We start from the raw sequence: 21,458 nt of genomic DNA on the forward strand, positions 1-21,458 counted from the left end.
AGGAACTCTTAGGATTTCCGAATCAAAGCAATGGCTTGCACAGCAATGCCCTCGCCTCTCCCTAAGTGACCCAGCTTTTCATTAGTTTTGGCTTTGACATTGATGTGATCGGATGCAACACCCAAATCACTGGCAATGTTCTTAACCATCTCAGGTATGTGTGGTGCCATTTTTGGTGTCTGACAAATGATGGTGGCATCCACATTACCCACTGAATATCCTGCTGCTTGAAGCAATGACATGGTGGCACGGAGTAAGATGCGGCTGTCTGCTCCTTTATAGCGATCGTCTGTATCAGGAAAATGTCTACCGATATCACCCAAGGCTGCAGCTCCCAAGAGTGCATCGGTGATGGCGTGCAGCAAAGCATCCGCATCCGAGTGTCCCAATAGACCTTTGTCATGAGGTATTTTTACACCACCCAAAATCAAATCACGACCAGCCACCAATGCGTGAACGTCGTAACCTTGGCCGATTCGAAATACGCTGCTTGTCATTGATTCTCTTTCTTTTGAGAGTGATGAGTCAAAATTTGATCCATCAATGCCCAGTCTTGTGGGTATGTGACTTTGATATTACGCCATTCACCTGGCACCAAGAGTGGTTCACAACCAGCGCGCTCCATGGCGCTCGCCTCATCCGTGACTTCAAACTTGTTGTTAATGGCTGCCTCTAATGCTTCAGTCAACGCCATCAAACGGAACATTTGTGGGGTTTGGGCTAACCACAAGCCATCTCTTGGCAATGTTTTGCCGATGCATTCCGGGTTTTGTGGCGAAATGAGTTTCAATGTATCAGCCATGGGCATCGCCAAAATGCCGCCACTGACATACACGTGTTCAGTGACTGCTTGAATCAATCGTCTGGCGGCCTCAACCGTTAAACCAGGCCTGGCGGCATCATGCACCAAGACCCAAGCGTCCTGATCAATACCAGACTTCGCCATGGCTTTCAGGGTATTAACAACCGTATCAGCTCTTGTGGCTCCACCCGTTGTGCTTAGGTTAAAGCGCGAGTCCTTTGGCCAAGATGCTTTCGGCAGTTCTTGGGGCAGCTCTTTGTTTTCTTCTGAAACACCCACCCAAACAGACGCAATTTCAGGCATTGATAAGAAGGTATTGATGGCATGAAGGGCCATAGGCTGACCTGCCAACGACTCAAATTGTTTGGGTTGATTCAAACCCATGCGACTGCCAGTGCCAGCACAAGGAATCAGAACATGCAGCTTGGGCATCGAATTTGGAGGGGTTTCGGCTAAGTTCATCCCTCAATTCTATAATGTCTAGCTTATGCAGAAGTTATCGGCTGAAATATTGGCCAAATCTAGTTCGGTGACATGGTCACCCCCCCTACCCGGACCAAGGGATGGGCAGCGCTTTACCCTAAGCGGCTTGAATGGTTCTTCTGATGCTGCGGTGATTGCCCAACAGGCCTTGAATCATCGTTCAGCCTTTTCTGTGATGGTGATCATTTGTGCCAGTGCTTTAGATGCAGCGCGCTTGCATGAGGAAATTCCGGTCTTTGCTCCCGATCTGACAGTCAGATTGTTGCCCGATTGGGAAATCCTCCCATACGATGCTTTTTCACCCCATCAAGATTTGGTTTCTGAGCGCTTAGCCACCCTTCATGAATTATTGATTGGTCATTGCGATATTGTTTTAATGCCAGTGACCACCGCTATACAAAAGCTCGGCCCTCCAAGTTTCTTGGCTGCTCACACCTTCTTTTTTAAGAAGGGGGATAAGCTAGACGAGATGGCCCTGCGTTTGCAACTTCAGCAAGCAGGCTACGATCCAGTCAGTGCTGTGGTCCGTCCTGGCGAATACAGTTTGCGTGGTGGCTTGATTGATTTATTCCCAATGGGCTCAGCCCTGCCTTATCGCTTGGATTTGTTCGGTGATGAGATTGATCAAATCAGATCGTTCGATCCAGACACCCAACGCAGCTTGTTTCCTGTGCAAGAAGTACGTTTATTGCCAGGCCATGAATTCCCGATGGATGAAGAATCACGCACAGCTTTTCGTGGTCGTTGGCGCGAAGTATTTGATGGTGATCCAAGCCGCTGCAGTATTTATAAAGACATGGGCTTGGGTATCCCTAGTGCGGGCATTGAATCTTATTTACCTCTGTTCTTTGAAAGCACTTCCACGGTATTTGATTACCTACCACTGGCCAAAGGCCCAGTGTGGTTAGGCATTCATGGTGAACTAGAAAATCAAATCAAAGGTTTTTGGCAAGACACACAGCAGCGCTATAACTTTTTAAGTCACGACTCTTCACGACCAGTTTTAGATCCTAAGAGACTGTATCTGCAGAACGATGAGTTATTTGCTTTATTGAAACCTCACGCACGCTTGGTTTTGCAGAAAGAAAGTTCTACAGAAAGCGCTGGCGAAAATACCGAAGTGAGCGAGCGAATCTTTTGGACTTTGCCTGACATTGCTGTGAATCGCAAAGATGCTGATCCAATTTCTAAGCTCAAGCATTTGATCAACAATACCGAATCACGGGTTTTAATCAGTGCTGATAGTGCTGGTCGTCGCGAAACCATTCGTCAATTATTTGAAGAGAATCAATTAAAGACTCATTCATCAGATTCTTTGGCTGAATTCATCGCCTCTGATGTTCCCTTGTCGATCACTCACAGCGCGATTCATGATGGCTTTGTCGCCAGTCATGCCAAGGTCATTGTGATCACTGAATCTGAGTTATTTGCTGCGAGCGCCAGAACCAGACGCAAGGGTAAAGATAAGGAAGCCAGCAACGTTGATACCTTGGTCAAGGATTTATCCGAGCTCAAGGTCGGTGATCCGGTTGTACATGCTGAACATGGCATTGGTCGTTATCAAGGTTTGATTTTGTTAGATGTTGGCAATGGCGAAGAAGAGTTTTTGCATTTGTTGTACGCGCACGCTGCCACCTTGTATGTACCGGTGGCTCAATTACAACTGATCTCTCGTTATGCTGGCTCTGATCCAGAGACAGCCCCTTTGCATCAATTGGGCTCTGGTCAATGGGAACGCGCAAAGCGCAAAGCGGCCAAACAAATCAGAGACACTGCTGCTGAGCTTTTGAATTTATATGCCCAACGAGCATTGCGCAAAGGTCATGCCTTTGAATTTTCTGCTCATGACTATGAAGCTTTTGCAGAGAGTTTTGGCTTTGAAGAAACGGCTGACCAAGCGGCTGCAATTGCTGCTGTGATCCAAGACATGACCAGCGGTAAACCGATGGATCGTTTGGTTTGTGGTGATGTGGGCTTCGGTAAAACTGAAGTGGCTTTACGTGCCAGCTTCTTAGCGGTGATGGGTGGCAAGCAAGTCGCAATCATGGCCCCAACCACACTCTTGGCTGAGCAACACGCCGAGACCTGGAAGGATCGGTTTGCTGATTGGCCCGTGAAGATTGTGGAACTGTCTCGCTTTAAAACCACCAAAGAGATCAATACTGCTTTAGAGGCGATGGCCAAAGGTGAAGCAGACATTGTGATTGGCACACACAAACTGTTCTCAGCTGATGTGAAGTTCCCACGTTTAGGCTTGGTAATCATCGATGAGGAACATCGTTTTGGCGTGCGCCAAAAAGAAGCCCTCAAATCTTTGCGAGCAGAAGTGGATGTTTTGACTTTAACTGCCACCCCTATCCCAAGAACTTTGGGTATGGCTTTGGAAGGTTTGCGAGATTTCTCGGTGATTGCCACGGCACCTCAAAAACGTTTGGCCATCAAAACTTTTGTACGCAGAGAAAGCGATGGGGTTATTCGTGAGGCGGTGCTTCGAGAAATAAAACGTGGTGGTCAGGTCTACTTCCTCCACAATGAAGTCGATACCATTGAGAACCGCAAACAGTCTTTAGAAAAACTATTGCCTGAAGCTCGCATCGTGGTGGCTCATGGACAGATGCATGAACGTGATCTAGAGCGTGTGATGCGTGACTTCGTCACACAACGTGCCAATATTTTGTTGTGCACCACCATCATTGAAACCGGCATTGACGTGCCAACCGCCAACACCATCATCATGCACCGTGCTGATAAGTTTGGCTTGGCTCAGTTGCACCAATTGCGCGGTCGCGTTGGACGCTCACACCATCAAGCCTATGCCTATTTAACAGTGCCTGATCCAGAGGCACTGACCAAGCAAGCCAAGCTGCGTTTAGATGCGATTCAGGCGATGGAAGAACTGGGCTCTGGTTTCTATTTGGCGATGCACGATTTAGAAATACGCGGCGCCGGTGAAGTCTTGGGAGACAAACAATCGGGTGATATTTCTGAAATTGGCTTCCAGCTGTACACCGAGATGCTCAATAAAGCTGTTAATTCTTTAAAAAATGGCAAAGAGCCTGATTTGATGGCACCAATGGAAGTGATCACAGATATCACTTTGGGGGTTCCTGCTCTTTTAACCAATGATTACTGCCCAGATGTTCATGAGCGTCTTTCACTGTATAAGCGCTTAGCCACAGTGAGTTCATTTGAGAAGCTCATGGATATCAAAGAAGAATTGGTCGATCGCTTTGGTGATTTACCTGAACAAGCTCAATCATTATTTGAAACCCATCGTTTGCGTTTGAATATGGCTGTGTTGGGTATCAAGAAAATTGATGCCAATCCTGCTCAGATCACAATTCAGTTCATCCCCAACCCACCGATTGATCCAATCAAGATCATTCAGTTGGTTCAAACCAATAAACGAATTCAGCTCAATGGCCAGGATAAGTTAAAGATTCTGCCGGCTGATAAAGAAGCATTCATTACCTTGGCTCAACGCCTTGAGGCAATTCGACAATTACTCAAGCATTTGAGCGATACTGCTATAAAACCTGAAATACTAAAAACTTCATGATGAACATTGCCTTATTCCATCAAGACGCCATTGAAGATCAACTCATCCGTGAGATTGAAAAATCTCACGCGATAGTTTCTATTGAAAAAAAGACTCCAAGAACCGCAGTGCTCGAATTAAAAGAAGCATTGAATATCGAGCAACGTACCCATCTTCGCAATTTAGGTGTTTTACATCAAACCGATGTCGGTTTTTTACCAAAGCATTTCAAAGGCTCAGATATCAAGGTCTTGGCCATGGACATGGATTCAACCTTGATCAATATCGAATGCATCGATGAAATTGCCGATGCTGTAGGAAAAAAGAAAGAAGTATCAGAAATCACAGAAGCTGCGATGCGCGGTGAAATCATAGATTTCGGCGAAAGTTTGCGCAAACGCGTGGCCTTGTTAAAAGGTGTTCCTGCCTCCGCCTTCGATGAAGTCTTCTCTCAACGTCTGCGCCTCAATCCTGGCGCAAAGGAATTGATTGCTGGTGCGCACGCCAAAGGGATACACACCCTTTTAGTTTCTGGTGGCTTTACTTTTTTTACGCACAAGCTTCAAGTTCAATTGAATTTATCTGAAACTCACGCCAATCAATTAGAGATTGTTGATGGATTTTTAACTGGGCAAGTATTAGGCAATATCGTGGATGGTGAAGCTAAAGCAGCTTACGTTGAAGCGCGTTGCTTAGCACTAGGTGCTAATAAACATGCTGCTATCACCATGGGCGATGGCTCGAATGATTTACAGATGATGCATGGCGCTGGTTTATCAATTGCCTACCGTGCAAAACCAGTTGTGAAAGAAAAAGCTGATTTAGCTTTTGATCATGTGGGCTTGGATGCTTGTTTAGATCTTCTTTGATTGAATATGCCGTAAACAATCTGAACACATAAACGTTAATTAATCAGAACCCCTGCTTTTATGAAGCGGGGGTTTTGTCCTTATTGGGCTTCATAAATTAACAAATATGTGAAAAGAGGTTTATTTGATCAATAAAGTACATCTTGACATAAGTAGTTCAATGGACTACATTAAGAAAAAAGAATTTGAGTGGGATGAAGATAAAAATTCAAAATGTAAAAAATTAAGAGGATTTCAATTTAAAGATATTACGAATGCCTTTTTAGACCCCCACCGTTGTATCACCCCAGATACGCGCCATGATTATGGTGAAGAAAGGTTTGAGTTATTGGCCAAGCATGACGAAATATTGTTTGTTGTCATTTATACCTTCAGAGAAGAAGCCATCCGAATAATTTCAGCGAGGAAAGCAAATGAAAGAGAAAAAAAGAGATACAAAAATCACGCGCATTACGGTTGACTTTAATGATCCAAAGTCTTTTCCAAAATCAACCCTCAATAAGAAATTACTGAATGCTACAGGCGAAAAAGAAATTGCCAAACAAAAAGCTCAAGATGATTTAGAGGCCAAAATGGATGCTGCTTTATATGCAAAGAGCATTCGTGAAAAATTAGGTTTCACCCAAAAAGAGTTATCAGAGAGAATCATGGTGCCTTTGGATACCATCAGAAATTGGGAACAAGGAAAACGTTACCCAACTGGTCCAGCAAGATTACTTCTCAAAATACTAGATAAATCCCCTAAATTAGTTTTACAGGTGATTTAATAAAAAAGCCGCTCTGTTTGAGCGGCTTTTTGTTTGAGACTATTTACTAATTATTGCTATTGATTTTTGATCAGAGACGCTCAAACACCACAGCAATACCTTGTCCACCACCAATACACATCGTCACCAAAGCATATTTGCCGCCAGTACGATGTAATTCATAGATGGCTTTGGTTGCAATGAAAGCACCTGAGCAACCCACTGGATGACCTAATGCAATCGCACCACCGTTTGGATTGGTCTTAGTCATGTCAAGCTCTAAACCTTTTGAGACTGCAATCGCTTGCGCTGCAAAAGCTTCGTTAGACTCAATCACGTCCATCTTGTCGATGGTCAAACCAGCACGCTTCAAGGCAATCTTAGAAGCTGGAATTGGCCCTTCGCCCATGATGTCATTAGGTACACCTGCCAAGGCATAAGATACCAAGCGAGCCATTGGTTTTTGACCAGCCTTGGCTGCTGCATCAGCAGATGCTAAGACGAAGAATGCTGCGCCATCATTGATACCAGAGGCGTTACCTGCAGTGACCGTACCGTCTTTTTTGAAAGCTGGCTTCATCTTGCCCAAGCTTTCCATCGTGGTACTTGCCTTAACGTGTTCATCCGTATCAAACACCACATCACCTTTGCGAGTTTGCATGGTGATTGGTGTGATCTGTGACTTGAAGCGACCTTCCGCAATCGCAGCAGTCGCACGACGATGAGATTCAACAGCGAGAGCATCTTGCTCTTCACGGGTGATGTTCCACTTTGTAGCTAGATTTTCTGCAGTGATACCCATGTGACCTGCACCAAATGGGTCTGTCAATGTAGACACCATCAAGTCAATCATTTTGGTGTCACCCATACGTGCACCAGTTCTCATGGCAGGTGCACCATAAATACCACGTGACATCACTTCAACACCACCACCAACACCGTAGTCGCAATCGCCCAACATGATGGCTTGTGAAGTTGTCACAATGCCTTGCAAACCAGAGCTGCACAAACGGTTCACGGCCATCGCCACTGAATCCATTGGTAAGCCTGCTTGAATCGCTGCCACACGTGCAACATAAGGAAAGCGTGATTCTGTTGGAATACAGTTACCAACGGTCACATAATTAATTTGTTTAGGATCAACACCAGAACGGTTTACTGCCTCTTTCATGACCGTACCAGCAAGTTCAGCGGGCTCCATGCTGCTCAATGAACCACCAAAACCACCAATTGCAGAACGAACTGCGCTAAGAACGACTACATCACGTGCCATCTGGAACTCCTTGAGTACTTAAGTACTTATTATGAATAGAAACAACTAGTCTGTAGGGCTAATCTTACGAGTAACTGTCTAAAGCAAGCTATTAGGGAATACTAGGGGTATTCACCCATGAAATGCCCTAGATATATAGGGAAAAGAGCTAATTACAATTGTGCAATCAAGTCGTGTCCTTGAGTTTGTAGCACTGTGGCTTTGACAAAATCACCCACTTTGTATTTTTTAGAGATCTTATCCGTTGGTAACAAATGCACCAAACCATCAATCTCTGGGGCATCAGACTGACTGCGACCAATGCCACCTTTTGAGCTGACTGAGTCAACCAAAACTTTGATGCGCTTACCCACTTTGGCTTGCAAGAGTTGAGTAGAGATTTCTTCAGCGACTTCCATGAATCTGGCTTGACGCTCGTTTCTAAGCTCATCAGGTAAGGCGCCTGCCAATTCATTGGCTTTAGCACCCTCCACTGGAGAATAAGCAAAGCATCCAGCACGATCAATTTTGGCTTCACGCATGAAGTCGAGTAAGTAATTGAATTCTTCTTCTGTTTCACCAGGAAAACCCGCGATGAAAGTACTTCGAATCGTTAATTCTGGACATGCTTTGCGCCATGCTTGAATGCGATCAAGATTCTTTTCACCACTCGCAGGACGCTTCATGCGCTTTAAAACATCAGGATGCGCATGCTGCATTGGTATATCTAGATATGGCACAACACCACTGCCTTCATCGGCAAAATTTGCCATCAAGGGCAAAATGTCATCCACGTGGGGGTAAGGGTAAACATAGTGCAAACGAACCCAAGCACCATGCTGTCGGGCTAACTTACCTAAGGCCTCAACCATGTCAAATAGTTTCGCCTTGACTGGACGACCATCCCAAAACCCAGTGCGATATTGAACATCAACACCATAAGCGCTCGTGTCTTGCGAGACCACCAATAATTCTTTAACACCAGCCTCAAACAAATGTTGCGCTTCTAATAAGACATCGCCAATCGGCCTTGACACTAAATCGCCACGCAAGCTCGGAATGATGCAAAACGTGCAGCGGTGATTACAACCTTCAGATATTTTTAAATAGGCGTAGTGTTTGGGTGTTAACTTGATACCAGCTTTGGGTACTAAATCTGCAAATGGATCGTGTTTTTTAGGTAAATGCTGATGAACCACTTCTAGAACTTCATCAGCAGCATGTGGGCCAGTCACTGCCAATACTTTTGGATGAACTGAAGTGACGACATCAGAACCATCAGCGTTTTTCTTAGCTCCCAAACAACCAGTGACGATCACCTTGCCGTTTTCTGCTAAAGCTTCACCAATCGCGTCCAAGCTTTCTTGAACAGCTGAGTCAATGAAACCACAAGTATTTACCACCACCAGGTCAGAGCCTGCGTAGTCTTTAGCGATTTCATAACCTTCAGCGCGCAACTGTGTGACGATGCGCTCAGCATCCACTAAGGCCTTAGGGCAACCTAAGGAAACAAAACCAATCTTGCCGCTCAATTATTTATCGCTCTTATCAGGGGTTGTGAAAGGGAAACCAGTGAAGACGTTCGCTGGATCTTTCATCTTTTCTTGCATTTGAGTGAAAAGATTTTTACTCTGCTCAACGTAGCTTCCCATCATTTGCTGCATCATGGGATTTTGAACATTCATGAACTGCGCCCAACTCTCAGGAGTGGCACCACCTTGCTTTGACTGCTCAGCATACTGTGATTGCAGATCAATGAAGGATTGAATATTTTTTTCCAACATGCCACCCACAACGCCTTGCATGGAGTGACCATAGAAACGAATCATTTGAGACAACATCGGTGTGGTGAATAAAGGCACGCCACCAGCTTCTTCTTCCAAAATGATTTGCAACAAAATAGCTCTGGTCAAATCTTCTTCGGTCTTGGCATCTAAGACTTTGAATTCTTCATGTGCCAACACCAAGCTCTTCACGTCCGACAAGGTGACGTAAGTACTTGTTTGCGTGTCGTACAGACGACGATTGGGATACTTCTTAATCGTTCTGACACCAGCAGACTTGGCAGATTGTTTTTTAGTGACCATATTTAGTAAGTTGGGCTTGATTACCCGTATTGTATGGGTAAATCAAGCCCTAGATTGTTGCACCGCAATATACTTTTTGTATATTGTTTAGCCCATGTGTAAACCACCGTTCAATGAGAAGTCAGCACCAGTGGCAAATCCACCCTCATCTGAAGCAATCCAAGACACGATTGATGCAATCTCATCAGGGGTTCCAAGGCGTTTAACCGGAATGGTGTTGATGATTTTCTCAAGCACATCTTCACGAATCGCTGTGACCATGTCTGTGCCAATGTAACCAGGAGATACTGTATTAACAGTCACGCCCTTAGCAGCAGTTTCTTGTGCCAAAGACATCGTGAAACCATGGATACCTGCTTTGGCAGTAGCGTAGTTGGATTGGCCAAATTGACCTTTTTGACCGTTCACAGAAGAAATACTGATCACGCGCCCCCAACCTGCTTCAACCATGCCATCGATCACTTGCTTGGTCACGTTAAAGAGAGAATTCAAGTTCGTGTCGATCACAGCACGCCAGTCTTCTGGAGTCATCTTACGGAATACAGTGTCGCGGGTGATACCAGCGTTGTTCACCAATACATCCACCTTGCCAAATTCAGCTTTTACTTTAGTAAATGCTGCAACAGTACTCTCCCAGTCACCCACATTGCCTTCAGAGGCTGTGAAATCAAAACCAAGGGCTTTTTGCTCAGCCAACCAACGATCTTTACGTGGTGAATTAGGACCGCAACCAGCGATCACTTTAAAACCATCCTTGGCTAAACGCTGACAAATAGCGGTACCAATACCACCCATGCCACCTGTTACATACGCAATCTTCTGACTCATACTCACTCCCTTTTTAATTCGATGCTTTAATAATAAAACGATTAATCAATGGCCTTTTCTTTGACATAAGAACCTGGCGCTTTTTCTAAAACTTTGTACTTCGTGTTGCCATAATTTTTGGGTGCTGCTTTTTTCTTGCCACTCAGTGGCTTTAACCAATCAGTCCAATCAGGCCACCAGCTACCTGGAATTTCTTTAGCGCCATCAAACCATGCATCGGCTGTAGCAGGTGCTTTGGAGTTGGCCCAATAGTTGCGCTTTTTCTTGGCGGGTGGATTGATCACGCCAGCAATGTGCCCCGATGCACCCAAAACAAAATGCACTTTGGCGCCCTTCAAGAGCTTGACGGATTCATAAGCAGACCACCATGGAACGATATGATCTTCGCGTGATGCGTACAGGTAGACTGGGCATTTGATTTTGCCAAGATCTACTTTTTCGCCACAAATGGTTAACTTGCCAGGAACTTTGAGTTCATTTTGCAAATACAAATGTCTTAAGTACCAAGAGTACATGGCACCAGGCAAGTTAGTGGAGTCACCATTCCAATACAAGAGATCAAATGGCGGTGGTGAGTTACCTTTTAAGTAGTTATCAACCACGTAGTTCCAAACCAAATCGTTGGGGCGCAAGAATGAGAATGTGTTGGCTAACTCAACACCACGCAACATGCCGCATTTACCACCACCTTTACCACCTATGCTGTTCTCTCGAAGAGATACCAATGCTTCATCAACGAAGACATCCAAGATGCCCGTGTCAGAAAAATCTAACAAAGTCGTCAATAAGGTCAAGCTGGCCGCTGGGTGCTGATCTTTTGCTGCCATCACTGCCAAGGCAGTCGCGGTGATCGTGCCGCCCACACAGAAGCCTAGGATATTGATTTGCTTTTGACCGCTGATATCTTGAACCGTTTCGATGCCGTGAACAGCTGCACCAATGTAATCATCCCAAGTGGTATCAGCCATGCTTGGATCTGGATTTTTCCAAGAGATCAAATAAACGGTGTGCCCTTGCTCAACCAAATAACGCACCATTGAACTCTCGGGCTGTAAATCCAAAATGTAATATTTATTGATACATGGTGGAATCATCAAGTACGGACGCTCATACACTTGATCTGTCAGTGGCTTGAATTGCAGAATCTGGAATAACTTGGTTTGATAAACAACGGCGCCCTCAGCAGTCGCGACATTCTTACCTACTTCAAATGCTGATTCATCGGTTTGCGAAACTTTGCCCTTACCCAAGTCTTGCAAGGCATTCAGGATGCCTGTTCGCAAAGATTCGCCTTGGGTATCAATCAAACGTTGCTGAGCTTCAGGATTCGTCGCTAAGAAGTTAGCTGGCGACATCGCATCAATCATTTGCTCGATGCTAAAACGTATTCTTTGACGCACCTTGGCTTCTGCTTCAACGGCATCAGCCAAGTTCAATAAATGACGAGAATTCAATAAATAAAAATTAACCGTGGCTTGGTTCCAAGGGTTTTGCCATGCCTCGCCTTTGAAACGACGATCATTAATAGGTGTACCCGTTGGATTGGCCCAAAGTTCAGATAAGTCTTTGGCGTATTGCTTTTCAATCTCAACCAGCTTTTCTGCTGGAATTAGAGCCATGTGCTGAGGGGCGAGGCTTGGCCCTGATCCAAAGCCTTGCGTGTTCATCATAGAACTTCCTTAAGTAGAATTTATTTGACCTAAGTCTAATAGCCCTATTTTGATGGTTTATGAAGGAAATCGTTATAAGAATTAACCCTATCTGAAACTTCGCTCAAGCTTACTTGATGGGGGGACGTTGATTTGCTGCTGTTTAACTTGAGGTTGCTTCTATCCAGATGAAACTGCCCATTCGGCCAGTTTGTTGATCACGACGGTAGGAGAAAAAATCCGGATTTTGTACGGTGCACTCAGAGCCACCCTCAATGAAATCAATACCCAGGGCATTTAAACGCAGACAGGCCAATCCATAGATATCAGCCAGATATTTACCCTTTTCTTGTAATTGTTCAAAGCAAGCTGCGCTTACTGGGTTTTGCGCTAAGAAGATCTCTCGTACTTCACTGCCCACCTCAAAAGCATGCGGACCAATGGCAGGCCCTAAGTAGGCAAGGATTTCGCTTTGAGTTTTATCTTGATGACTTTGCTTGGCTCGCATCAAAGCAACTGTTTGCTCAATCACACCAGCAGCCAAACCTCGCCATCCAGCATGAGCTGCCCCGACAACTTTGCCATCCTTACTGGCTAATAAAACAGGTAAACAATCCGCCGTCATGATTGCCAGTACCTGTCCGGGTGTTGTGGTGACTGAGGCATCAGCATTCAGCACCCCAATCACATGCTCATCAGCATCGACCACCTGAGTGCCATGAATTTGATTTAACCAAACAGGCTCATGGGGCAAGACTGCTTTTAATGCTTCACGGTTTTTTTGGACCACCACTGGATCATCACCCACATGCAAACCAAGATTCAAACTATCAAACGGAGCTTGACTAAACCCTCCATGACGATTCGTGATCATGGTTTTGATTTGTTTTGGCGCCCCCCAATGAAGGAGTTGAATGGATGATGTCATTGAATGTTGTGATGGTGTCTTGATTATGATTAGTCGTCCAACTCATCCCATATGAGGTGCAAGTCTTTTTCCGTCATGCCCAATCGTATTCCCAAATCATGCATATCTGCCGGTATAGGCGCTTGCCACAAAATATCCTCTTCGGTCATTGGATGCTTGATCCCCAGGACCGTTGCATGCAAAGCTTGTCCTGGTCTTGAGAAGGCTAACTGAGCAGCATCAGCTGGTGATTTCTTTTTATAAACTGGATCTCCCACCAAAGGATTGCCCAAAGACTCCAAATGCACTCTGATTTGGTGAGTTCTGCCTGTTTCTAAGCGACACATCACCAAAGATACTTTGGTTTTACCAAATTCTTGTGTGTTCAAGTTTCTGACATGAGTCACAGCTGGCTTGCTGGCTGAACCAGTGAGCAAGGCCATTTTGAGACGATCTCGGGGGTCGCGACCAATCGAGGCATGAACGGTTTGGGATCTGACTTCACCCCAAGCAAAAGCCAAGTAGCGACGAATCACTTGGCGAGACTGTAATTGCCTGACCAGATCTGTTTGAGCCTCCAAGGTCTTGGCGACCATCAATAATCCAGAGGTATCTTTGTCTAGACGATGAACAATCCCTGCCCTTGGCACACCAGCAATCGATGGGTAGCGATAGAGCAAGGCATTCAATAAGGTGCCTGACCAATTACCAGCCGCAGGATGAACCACCATGCCTGCCGGCTTATGAATCACCAAGAGTTCAGAGTCTTCATAGATGATGTCCAAAGGCAGATCCTCAGGCAAGTAGGCTTGTTCTTCAGCACTGGCCTGTGGAATCACCGTGATTTGATCACCAGCCTTGGCTGAATATCGAATTTTGAGTGTTTCACCACCAATTGTGACAAATCCATCCTCAATCCAAGTTTGCAAGCGATTTCGAGAATGTTGAGGTATTAATTGGGCCAAAACCTTATCTAAGCGCTCTCCTGCCAAACTATCTGGCACAACAACTGCAATAAAGTCTTCCTCATCGATATAATCAGAAGAATTGTTCTCAGGAGAATCTGGTAATGCCAAAATTGGATGCCTTTCCATGTATTAATAACGCTAGTTTAAGTCGCATTGGTCAAAGACTTGCGACTTCCATTGCCAGCATTTGTATCTTGGGCTCTTCTGCCCTTTTAACTGGCTGTGCTGGCGATGTGAATGATGAGACCGCTGGTTGGTCACAAAATAAACTCTATGTTGAAGCCAAAGATGCCATGGATGGTGGCGATAACGCCAAATGTGTCAAGTATTTTGAAAAACTTGAAGCTCGCTATCCATTTGGTCCTTATGCCCAGCAATCACAAATCAACGTGGCTTATTGTCATTGGAAAGATGGTGAATTAGCACAAGCTATTACAGCAGTTGATCGCTTCTTACAATTACATCCAGGTCACCCAAGTGTTGACTATGCCTATTACTTGAAAGGTTTGATCACTTTTAACGACAACATGGGCTTTTTGGGCAAACTCACTGGTCAAGATTTGAGTGAACGTGATCCACGCGCAGCACGCGATGCATTTGAAGCGTTCAAAATATTGACGACTCGTTTCCCAGAGAGCAAGTACACGCCTGATGCTTTAGATCGCATGCGTTATATCGTGAACTCATTGGCAGATAGCGATGTGAACACTGCTCGCTACTATTTCCGTCGAGGCGCTTACCTGGCAGCGATCAATCGTGCACAACGCGCCATCACAGATTACGACCGCGCTCCAGCAACAGAAGAAGCTCTGTATATTTTGTATAAATCTTATGAAGCACTGAACATGAAAGATTTGAGCAACGATACTTTGCGCGTTTTAAAGTTGAACTTTCCTCAGAGTCAAATCTTAGTCACTGGCAAAAGAACTGGCGCAGATGAGATCAAGCCATCTTGGTGGCAAATCTGGCGCAAGTATTAATCATTAACTCTTAGGGTTCGCAATCATCACTGACTACTGACGTCGAACCCTTGGAGCAACCGCGCACAAGAGCTCATACCCGATTGTGCCGGCCGCCTGAGCCACTTTATCAATGGGCAAATGCTTGCCCCAGAGCTCAACTTTGCTACCTACTTGCACATGAGGCATGTCTGTCACATCCACTGTGATCATGTCCATCGATACTTGTCCTGTCATCAAACAAACCTTGCCACTGCTTAAGCCATCAGCACCAGCCACCCATACCGGTGTGCCATCCGGCGCATGTCTTGGGTAACCATCGGCATAACCACAAGCAATGATCGCAATTCGAATTGGTACATCGGTGCGATATCTTGAGCCATAACCAATCGACTGCCCTCCCTCAAGATGTTGAATCCCTATAACTTCAGAATGTAATGACATCGCGGGCTGTAGTTGAGCTTCTTGTATATCCTCATAGCGACCCGATGGGGAGGCTCCGTAAAGCATGATGCCAGGCCTCACCCAATCAGAATAAATGACATGGTGGTGCCATAAAATAGCTGCCGAGTTAGATAAAGAAGTGCCACCTGCTAAACCTTCTCTGCTTTGATTGAATAACTCCGCTTGCTGATCAACGCTTGGAGTTCTATCAATGTAATCAGCATTCGCAAAATGGGTCATGTGGGTCAACTCATAACCAGCTGAATGCAAACGGTGATAAGCCTCTCGGTATTGAGCTGGGGTAAAACCCAAACGGTTCATACCGGTGTTCATTTTTAGATAAATATTAGGCAGTCTGTTGGATGAACGAGCCTCACTGAAGGCCTCTAGCCAATCAATTTGATTGAAGTCATGAACCACACAATCACATTGCAAGTCGGTGACCATAAAGATGTCTTCTTGGGAAAACAGGCCTTCTAGCAACAAAATCGGACCCGTCCAACCTTTTTCTCTCAGAGTTTTGGCTTCAGCTAAATCCAATAAAGCAAACCCATCGGTGAGAGATAAGCCCTTAAGAGCTGCTTCTAACCCGTGGCCATAAGCGTTGGCTTTGACCACTGACCAAACTTTGGAGCCGGGCACGAGTTGTCTGATGCGCTCAAGGTTATGACTTAAGGCATCAGTGTGAATATGGGCATATATCGGTCTTGACAGAAAAAACTCACTTTCGTGTTTTAATGGCATTTCATAACTGAATTGTACGAATGAAACCAGGTTTTTACACAATTATGGCGGCGCAATTTTTTTCGTCGCTCGCCGACAATGCGCTCTTAATTGCTGCCATTGCGCTGTTATACCAACTCCAGGCCCCAGCCTGGATGACTCCGCTCCTAAAACTTTTCTTCGTTTTATCCTACGTTTTACTTGCTGCCTTTGTTGGCGCCTTTGCTGACTCACGCCCCAAGGGGAATGTGATGTTTTGGACCAACAGCATCAAAATTGTTGGCTGCATCGCCATGCTCTTCACTCTACACCCTTTGGCAGCTTATGCGATTGTGGGTTTTGGTGCGGCAGCTTACTCACCTGCTAAATACGGTATTTTGACTGAATTACTTCCGCCTGAAAAACTGGTCGTGGCCAATGGCTGGATTGAAGGTTTGACCGTGGGCTCAATCATTTTGGGCACGGTCTTGGGTGGTGCATTGATTTCTAATAAGCTCTCATTGGCTTTATTAGGACTTGACCTGCCATTTTTTGAAACTGGTATTGATACTCCTCCAGAAGCTGCTATTTGTGTGATTGCCTTCATTTATTTGATTGCAGCCGGGTTTAATTTAAGAATCCCGGATACGGGCGCAAGATACCCTCAGCAAGGAAAAAATCCACTCCGTTTGATCAAAGACTTCCAGCATTGCTTCAATACGCTGTGGAAAGATCGTTTGGGTCAAATCTCTTTATCTGTCACAACACTCTTCTGGGGTGCTGGTGCAACATTACAGTTCATCGTTCTCAAATGGGCTGAATCTGCTTTAGGCATGAGCTTGTCACAGGGCGCAATCTTGCAAGCAGTCGTGGCATTTGGCGTTGCGGGCGGTTCCATTTGGGCAGCTTCACGCATTCCTTTGAAAAAATCTCTGAGCGTTTTGATTTACGGTGTGATGATGGGTGCTTTGGTGATGGTCATGGCGATTTACAACCGTGACTTGTTACCAGACGTGGCGATTGATTTGGGCTTGTTCCAAATTCCACTGTATCTGTTAATTGCTTATGTTTTTTTAGCGACGATTGGTTGGTTGGCTGGTTACTTCGTGGTGCCAATGAACGCCCTGTTACAGCACCGTGGTCACGTTTTATTATCTGCCGGACACTCGATTGCCGTTCAGAACTTCAATGAAAATCTCTCCGTCTTGGGCATGCTTTGTTTGTACGCCCTACTGATTTGGTTGGATGTGCCAGTTTCTATTGTGATTATTGCATTTGGTAGTTTTGTGTGTTTGGTGATGATTCAGATCATTCGTTGGCACAAACGCAATCAAGCTGAATACGATTCACTTCATCTGATTGGCGAGCACAAGCATCCTAAGACTGCAGCAAGACCTCATTAATGCTAGATAAGGCTTAAGCCTTTAATTCTTTAAATCAAAGAGCGCGCCAAGAGTAAATCTTGCCAAGTCTTTGCTTTGTCACTTGGCTTCTTTAATAAGTGCTCTGGGTGATAGGTTAAAACCACTGGCAACTCATCTTCTGCCTGCTCTAAAGAATGCACAGCACCTCTTAACTCCTCAAAGCTATCGTCCATTTGCAATAACTGTCGGCCCATTTGTGAACCCATGGCCATCACCACTTGGCCGGTCACTTTGCCAGCTAAAGCTTCTGCGCTGCTGAGTAATTGAATAGTGTTTCTGCTCAACATCAATGAGGCCAAGATTTTGTCAAACAACAAAGCGGCATCACCAGATAACTGATCCACCACAAAGGTCCAAACAATCTCTTGATTACTCAGTTGAGGCTCTTGATAGCTATCGGCTCGAGTAGCTTGCTGATCCACTTGCTTCATTTCTTGCTGGCCATCTTGGTTGGCTTCTACAGAATTTGACTCGCCACCATCCTCGCCCTTATTCCTTAGCACCCAGGTACTGATGCCCATCTCATTTAAATAATCAGCTTGACTCATTGGCTTGATAGTTCTTTCTGTAATCGATCAGTTGGATGGTGCGTTCAATACTTTTTTCATGACTTTGGCATTTTCACGACCACCATCTTTTAAAGAATAGTAATCCTTTCTGATGCCAATTTCTTGATATGCAAAACTTTCATACAAGGCAATTGCTGGGGTATTACTGACTCTGACTTCCAAGAAAATATCTTGGAATGACTTTGATTGTGCAGCGTCTTCGATGACCTTCATGATTTTTTTGGCCAGACCTTGTCTTTTATAAGATGGATGAACTGTGATATTCAGGAGTTGTAACTCATCTAAAGCAGGTAATAAGACGCAATAACCCAATAATGGATCTGGCTTTTCATCGTCTACCGACAGTTGGCGCAAACAATAAGCCCAATAGCCTGCCTCAAGAGAGTCTGTGAAGTTACCCAAGGTCCAAGGTGACACATGACTTTGTTGCTCGATCTCCATGACTTCAGTCAAGTCACGCAAGGCCATCGGTAAAAGACGCAGATCCATGACTAGATTCGATGCCCTTAAGATTTCTCTTGATTGGATTTTTCGAGCTCGCGCTCAGCTATCGTTTGAGCCACCTTGTCACGCACATAGATCGGTTGCAATTCAGCAGCGCTGACTTGCAGACCTTTTTCTAAAGCATCCAAGCCTAATTGAGCAATCGACCTTGCATGAGGCACAGCTGTTTCATCGATGGCCATGGCTTTTTGACTGATCACCAACATGTCCTCTGGATAGGCAGTGACAGCATTACCCACCAAAGCAAATGGTGTGGTTGGAATATCAATGTCTTTGGGTGCAGATAGATACACATCATCCTGGCGCTCTGGCAAACCATTTGCTTGCACCACATAACGAGCCCAATAGACTTCACTCATGCGTGCATCAGTGGCTACGATCAGGTGATCATTTTCTTTGAGTTTGAGTTGATAAATGCCTTCTAGTGCAACCGCATCCAAACAAACGATCGGCAAGCAAGGTAGATCAGCAGCAAAGGCCATCCCCTGCCCAATGCCCACACCAATCCTGATACCCGTGAATGCTCCAGGACCAATACCAACTGCAATACCAGTTAGATCCCTGAAATTAAGTTGCGCTTCTTCTAAAAGAGCCTCCACCCAATCCAAAGCATGTTGACTTGATTCAGGGCCGAGATTTTCATGGCGCACAAGGTCCCCAGATGACAAAGGGGACTGCGGTTGACCCGAGCCCCCTTGTGGGTTGACCAAGGCCACTGAACACCACTGTGTCGAGGTGTCGATGGCCAGAATCGTCAATTAGATTTCCTCGTACAAAGGCAATGTCAAGAATTCTTCGAACTTCTCGCCAGTGCTCATCACGTCAAAAATCTCAGCAGCGCGATCCCAGTGACCTGTTGCACCGCTTGCTTTAACTTTTGGCAATTCTTCAGCGATCAATTGACGAACTAATTCAACTGTGACTTTTTTGCCGTCATCCAAAACACCTTTTGGTGAACGGATCCACTGCCATACTTGTGAACGGCTGATCTCTGCAGTAGCAGCATCTTCCATCAAGTTGTGAATTGGTACGCAACCGTTACCAGCCAACCAAGCACCTAGGTAATGAATACCCACGTTGATGTTCATGCGCAAACCAGCTTCAGTGATCGGGGTTTCTGGTTGGAAGTCCAACAAGTCAGCAGCTGTTACATTCACTTCAGGTTTTTGCTTGTCAAATTGGTTTGGACGGTCGCCCAATACTGCCTTGAACTCAGCCATAGAAGCTTCAACAAGACCTGGGTGAGCTACCCAACCACCATCGTAACCATCAGTTGCATCACGCTTTTTGTCATTGATGATGCCTTGCATAGCAATCGCATTCTTCTCTGGATCGTTCTTGATTGGAATCAACGCGCTCATACCGCCCATCGCTGGTGCGCCACGCTTATGACATGTCTTCAATAGCAATAGAGCATAAGCACGCATGAATGGAGCAGTCATGGTCACTTTTGCGCGATCAGCCAAGCAGAAGTTTTTGTCTACTTTGAATTTCTTGATGCAAGAGAAGATGTAATCCCAACGACCAGCATTCAAGCCGGCGCTGTGCTCACGCAACTCATAAAGAATTTCATCCATTTCGAATGCGGCCAAAATGGTTTCAATCAACACAGTGGCTTTGATCGTGCCACGTGGGAAACCTAATTCGTCTTGAGTCATGCAGAAAATGTCATTCCACAAACGTGCTTCTAAATGGCTTTCCATTTTTGGCAAGTAGAAATAAGGGCCTGCGCCACGTGCCAACTGTTCTTTAGCGTTGTGGAAGAAGAACAAAGCGAAGTCAAAGATACCGCCAGATACGCGTTGACCATCAACCGTCACGTGCTTCTCATCCAAGTGCCAACCACGTGGGCGAACTTGCAATGTGGCAATCTTGTCATTTAACTTGTAGCTTTTGCCGTTTTGCTCAAGGCTTAGTTCGCGACGAATCGCCTTTTTCATGTTGATTTGACCCTGAATTTGATTCGTCCAGCTTGGGCTGTTTGAATCTTCAAAGTCAGTCATATATGAGTCTGCGCCTGAGTTAAAGGCATTGATCACCATTTTGGCTTCAACTGGGCCAGTGATCTCAACGCGACGGCACTGTAATGCTGCTGGAATTGCAGCTACTTTCCAATCACCTTCACGGATGTGTTTTGTTTCAGGCAAAAAATCAGGTTTTTCACCAGCGTCCAAACGCTTGGTGCGCTCAACACGTGCCTTGAGGAGTTCTTTACGACGTGGCTCAAAAGTACGGTGAAGTTTGGCCACCAAAGCCAAAGCCTCTGGGGTCAAAATAGTTGCAAATTCTGGGGAAACATCGGCGCTGATCGCCATGCCTTGAGGCAAGTTAGACATGAAAAACTCCTGAAAAACAAATAGTTATGGTTATAAGTACGTGTTGCTTTTTCTTGCAAAAACAACATTATGCCTTTTGCGATGAAAATTGTCCCAAAACGCCTTTTGACTATTTCATGAATTTATTCATTCAAGGTCAACCAAACTTAAAACTCACGCGTTAATGGCGTAAGGACACTTTTATAGGAGCCTTCTGTGAGATACGGTTTTAACCATTTATCTGATGATGAATTTCTAGTTTTGTGCAAAGAATTGAATAAAAACAAGGGCTTACTCTTGATTGGTAAGATCAAAGAGCTACCGCCCAAGCTGGCCGCTTTTGCAGAATGGCGCAAGGGTTTGAGCTATATGCAAGCGTACGCATGATCAAATTTATAAAAATAACTGAATA

The 21,458-nt window shown here is 45.2% G+C and carries 21 protein-coding genes; 7 read left to right on the forward strand and 14 right to left on the reverse strand.

Translation table 11 applies throughout. The annotated features are described in order from the left end of the window. Positions 1-8 precede the first annotated feature (8 nt). Both ispF and ispD read right to left on the reverse strand, forming a co-directional pair. Positions 9-497 carry a 2-C-methyl-D-erythritol 2,4-cyclodiphosphate synthase gene (gene ispF / locus AOC33_RS05615; RefSeq protein ID WP_089515670.1) on the reverse strand — a complete coding sequence of 163 codons (489 nt, stop codon included), beginning with the start codon at positions 495-497 and terminating at the stop codon, positions 9-11. Beyond that, positions 494-1,264, reverse strand: a complete 771-nt coding sequence (gene ispD, locus AOC33_RS05620) for a 2-C-methyl-D-erythritol 4-phosphate cytidylyltransferase (protein WP_219349908.1) — start codon at positions 1,262-1,264, stop codon at positions 494-496. Before ispD ends, ispF begins: the two co-directional genes overlap by 4 nt. Positions 1,265-1,289: 25 nt before the next feature. On the opposite strand from ispD, the gene mfd reads away from it, so the two are divergent. The 4 genes from mfd (at position 1,290) to AOC33_RS05640 (ending at position 6,459) form a co-directional block, all read left to right on the forward strand. Then, positions 1,290-4,844, forward strand: coding sequence for a transcription-repair coupling factor (gene mfd / locus AOC33_RS05625; RefSeq protein ID WP_089515671.1), 3,555 nt, complete (start codon positions 1,290-1,292; stop codon positions 4,842-4,844). Beyond that, positions 4,844-5,692 carry a phosphoserine phosphatase SerB gene (gene serB / locus AOC33_RS05630; protein WP_089515672.1) on the forward strand — a complete coding sequence of 283 codons (849 nt, stop codon included), beginning with the start codon at positions 4,844-4,846 and terminating at the stop codon, positions 5,690-5,692. Before mfd ends, serB begins: the two co-directional genes overlap by 1 nt. 160 nt (positions 5,693-5,852) lie before the next feature. Further along, entirely contained in the window at positions 5,853-6,152 is a 300-nt protein-coding gene (locus AOC33_RS05635; RefSeq protein ID WP_089515674.1) for a BrnT family toxin, read from the forward strand. Then, positions 6,106-6,459: a helix-turn-helix domain-containing protein gene (locus AOC33_RS05640; protein ID WP_089515676.1), complete on the forward strand. Its 354-nt coding sequence runs from the start codon at positions 6,106-6,108 to the stop codon at positions 6,457-6,459. Before AOC33_RS05635 ends, AOC33_RS05640 begins: the two co-directional genes overlap by 47 nt. Positions 6,460-6,529: 70 nt before the next feature. Here the strand turns inward: AOC33_RS05640 and AOC33_RS05645 are convergent, their stop codons facing one another. The 7 genes from AOC33_RS05645 to AOC33_RS05675 all read right to left on the reverse strand — a co-directional run bounded on the left by AOC33_RS05645 (position 6,530) and on the right by AOC33_RS05675 (position 14,237). After that, positions 6,530-7,711 (reverse strand): acetyl-CoA C-acyltransferase family protein, encoded by a 1,182-nt coding sequence (locus AOC33_RS05645; protein WP_089515678.1) that lies wholly within the window; start codon positions 7,709-7,711, stop codon positions 6,530-6,532. Positions 7,712-7,863: 152 nt separating this feature from the next. After that, positions 7,864-9,222 (reverse strand): 30S ribosomal protein S12 methylthiotransferase RimO, encoded by a 1,359-nt coding sequence (rimO, locus tag AOC33_RS05650; RefSeq protein WP_089515679.1) that lies wholly within the window; start codon positions 9,220-9,222, stop codon positions 7,864-7,866. Continuing rightward, positions 9,223-9,777, reverse strand: coding sequence for a polyhydroxyalkanoate synthesis repressor PhaR (phaR, locus tag AOC33_RS05655; RefSeq protein WP_089515681.1), 555 nt, complete (start codon positions 9,775-9,777; stop codon positions 9,223-9,225). A gap of 87 nt (positions 9,778-9,864) precedes the next feature. Further along, positions 9,865-10,605, reverse strand: coding sequence for a 3-ketoacyl-ACP reductase (locus tag AOC33_RS05660; RefSeq protein WP_089515683.1), 741 nt, complete (start codon positions 10,603-10,605; stop codon positions 9,865-9,867). Between the two features lie 41 nt (positions 10,606-10,646). Beyond that, on the reverse strand, positions 10,647-12,275 hold the full coding sequence (phaC, locus tag AOC33_RS05665) for a class I poly(R)-hydroxyalkanoic acid synthase (protein ID WP_089515685.1): 1,629 nt from the start codon (positions 12,273-12,275) through the stop codon (positions 10,647-10,649). Between the two features lie 142 nt (positions 12,276-12,417). Next, positions 12,418-13,182: a peptidoglycan editing factor PgeF gene (gene pgeF, locus AOC33_RS05670; RefSeq protein WP_089515686.1), complete on the reverse strand. Its 765-nt coding sequence runs from the start codon at positions 13,180-13,182 to the stop codon at positions 12,418-12,420. Positions 13,183-13,211: 29 nt separating this feature from the next. Further along, positions 13,212-14,237, reverse strand: a complete 1,026-nt coding sequence (locus tag AOC33_RS05675) for an RluA family pseudouridine synthase (RefSeq protein WP_089515688.1) — start codon at positions 14,235-14,237, stop codon at positions 13,212-13,214. Here AOC33_RS05675 and AOC33_RS05680 point away from each other — a divergent pair. Continuing rightward, positions 14,231-15,109 (forward strand): outer membrane protein assembly factor BamD, encoded by an 879-nt coding sequence (locus AOC33_RS05680; RefSeq protein ID WP_089515690.1) that lies wholly within the window; start codon positions 14,231-14,233, stop codon positions 15,107-15,109. The genes AOC33_RS05675 and AOC33_RS05680 overlap by 7 nt on opposite strands. A 33-nt stretch (positions 15,110-15,142) precedes the next feature. Here the strand turns inward: AOC33_RS05680 and alr are convergent, their stop codons facing one another. Beyond that, positions 15,143-16,246 carry an alanine racemase gene (gene alr, locus AOC33_RS05685; protein WP_089516431.1) on the reverse strand — a complete coding sequence of 368 codons (1,104 nt, stop codon included), beginning with the start codon at positions 16,244-16,246 and terminating at the stop codon, positions 15,143-15,145. A gap of 50 nt (positions 16,247-16,296) precedes the next feature. Here alr and lplT point away from each other — a divergent pair, with 50 nt between their 5' ends. Next, positions 16,297-17,637 (forward strand): lysophospholipid transporter LplT, encoded by a 1,341-nt coding sequence (gene lplT / locus AOC33_RS05690; RefSeq protein ID WP_089515693.1) that lies wholly within the window; start codon positions 16,297-16,299, stop codon positions 17,635-17,637. Positions 17,638-17,666: 29 nt separating this feature from the next. On the opposite strand, the gene AOC33_RS05695 is transcribed toward lplT, so the two are convergent. Genes AOC33_RS05695 through aceB form a run of 4 tightly spaced genes read right to left on the reverse strand, consistent with a single transcriptional unit; the run spans position 17,667 to position 21,067 of the window. Further along, on the reverse strand, positions 17,667-18,206 hold the full coding sequence (locus tag AOC33_RS05695; RefSeq protein WP_089515694.1) for a uracil-DNA glycosylase family protein: 540 nt from the start codon (positions 18,204-18,206) through the stop codon (positions 17,667-17,669). Between the two features lie 27 nt (positions 18,207-18,233). Further along, the gene (gene rimI, locus AOC33_RS05700; protein WP_089515696.1) at positions 18,234-18,716 is read right to left on the reverse strand and encodes a ribosomal protein S18-alanine N-acetyltransferase; all 483 of its coding nucleotides are present in this window, start codon (positions 18,714-18,716) and stop codon (positions 18,234-18,236) included. 17 nt (positions 18,717-18,733) lie between these two features. Then, positions 18,734-19,489 (reverse strand): tRNA (adenosine(37)-N6)-threonylcarbamoyltransferase complex dimerization subunit type 1 TsaB, encoded by a 756-nt coding sequence (tsaB, locus tag AOC33_RS05705; RefSeq protein WP_089515698.1) that lies wholly within the window; start codon positions 19,487-19,489, stop codon positions 18,734-18,736. Next, positions 19,490-21,067, reverse strand: a complete 1,578-nt coding sequence (gene aceB, locus AOC33_RS05710) for a malate synthase A (protein WP_089515700.1) — start codon at positions 21,065-21,067, stop codon at positions 19,490-19,492. Positions 21,068-21,262: 195 nt separating this feature from the next. Here aceB and AOC33_RS09115 point away from each other — a divergent pair, with 195 nt between their 5' ends. After that, positions 21,263-21,433, forward strand: a complete 171-nt coding sequence (locus AOC33_RS09115) for a hypothetical protein (RefSeq protein ID WP_180738109.1) — start codon at positions 21,263-21,265, stop codon at positions 21,431-21,433. The last annotated feature ends 25 nt before the right edge of the window (positions 21,434-21,458 follow it).

The organism is Polynucleobacter cosmopolitanus, from assembly GCF_002224225.1.
Taxonomy (GTDB): domain Bacteria; phylum Pseudomonadota; class Gammaproteobacteria; order Burkholderiales; family Burkholderiaceae; genus Polynucleobacter; species Polynucleobacter cosmopolitanus.

Excerpts from the sequence above, each read along its gene's own strand:
- phaC (WP_089515685.1), bottom strand. The coding sequence starts at position 12,275 with ATGATGAACACGCAAGGCTTTGGATCAGGGCCAAGCCTCGCCCCTCAG.
- AOC33_RS05660 (WP_089515683.1), bottom strand. The coding sequence starts at position 10,605 with ATGAGTCAGAAGATTGCGTATGTAACAGGTGGCATGGGTGGTATTGGT.
- AOC33_RS05635 (WP_089515674.1), top strand. The coding sequence starts at position 5,853 with ATGGACTACATTAAGAAAAAAGAATTTGAGTGGGATGAAGATAAAAAT.
- pgeF (WP_089515686.1), bottom strand. The coding sequence starts at position 13,182 with ATGACATCATCCATTCAACTCCTTCATTGGGGGGCGCCAAAACAAATC.
- ispF (WP_089515670.1), bottom strand. The coding sequence starts at position 497 with ATGACAAGCAGCGTATTTCGAATCGGCCAAGGTTACGACGTTCACGCA.
- phaR (WP_089515681.1), bottom strand. The coding sequence starts at position 9,777 with ATGGTCACTAAAAAACAATCTGCCAAGTCTGCTGGTGTCAGAACGATT.
- AOC33_RS05645 (WP_089515678.1), bottom strand. The coding sequence starts at position 7,711 with ATGGCACGTGATGTAGTCGTTCTTAGCGCAGTTCGTTCTGCAATTGGT.
- AOC33_RS05640 (WP_089515676.1), top strand. The coding sequence starts at position 6,106 with ATGAAAGAGAAAAAAAGAGATACAAAAATCACGCGCATTACGGTTGAC.
- ispD (WP_219349908.1), bottom strand. The coding sequence starts at position 1,264 with ATGAACTTAGCCGAAACCCCTCCAAATTCGATGCCCAAGCTGCATGTT.
- mfd (WP_089515671.1), top strand. The coding sequence starts at position 1,290 with ATGCAGAAGTTATCGGCTGAAATATTGGCCAAATCTAGTTCGGTGACA.
- rimI (WP_089515696.1), bottom strand. The coding sequence starts at position 18,716 with ATGGATCTGCGTCTTTTACCGATGGCCTTGCGTGACTTGACTGAAGTC.
- AOC33_RS05695 (WP_089515694.1), bottom strand. The coding sequence starts at position 18,206 with ATGAGTCAAGCTGATTATTTAAATGAGATGGGCATCAGTACCTGGGTG.
- AOC33_RS05680 (WP_089515690.1), top strand. The coding sequence starts at position 14,231 with ATGCCAAAATTGGATGCCTTTCCATGTATTAATAACGCTAGTTTAAGT.
- serB (WP_089515672.1), top strand. The coding sequence starts at position 4,844 with ATGAACATTGCCTTATTCCATCAAGACGCCATTGAAGATCAACTCATC.
- lplT (WP_089515693.1), top strand. The coding sequence starts at position 16,297 with ATGAAACCAGGTTTTTACACAATTATGGCGGCGCAATTTTTTTCGTCG.
- aceB (WP_089515700.1), bottom strand. The coding sequence starts at position 21,067 with ATGTCTAACTTGCCTCAAGGCATGGCGATCAGCGCCGATGTTTCCCCA.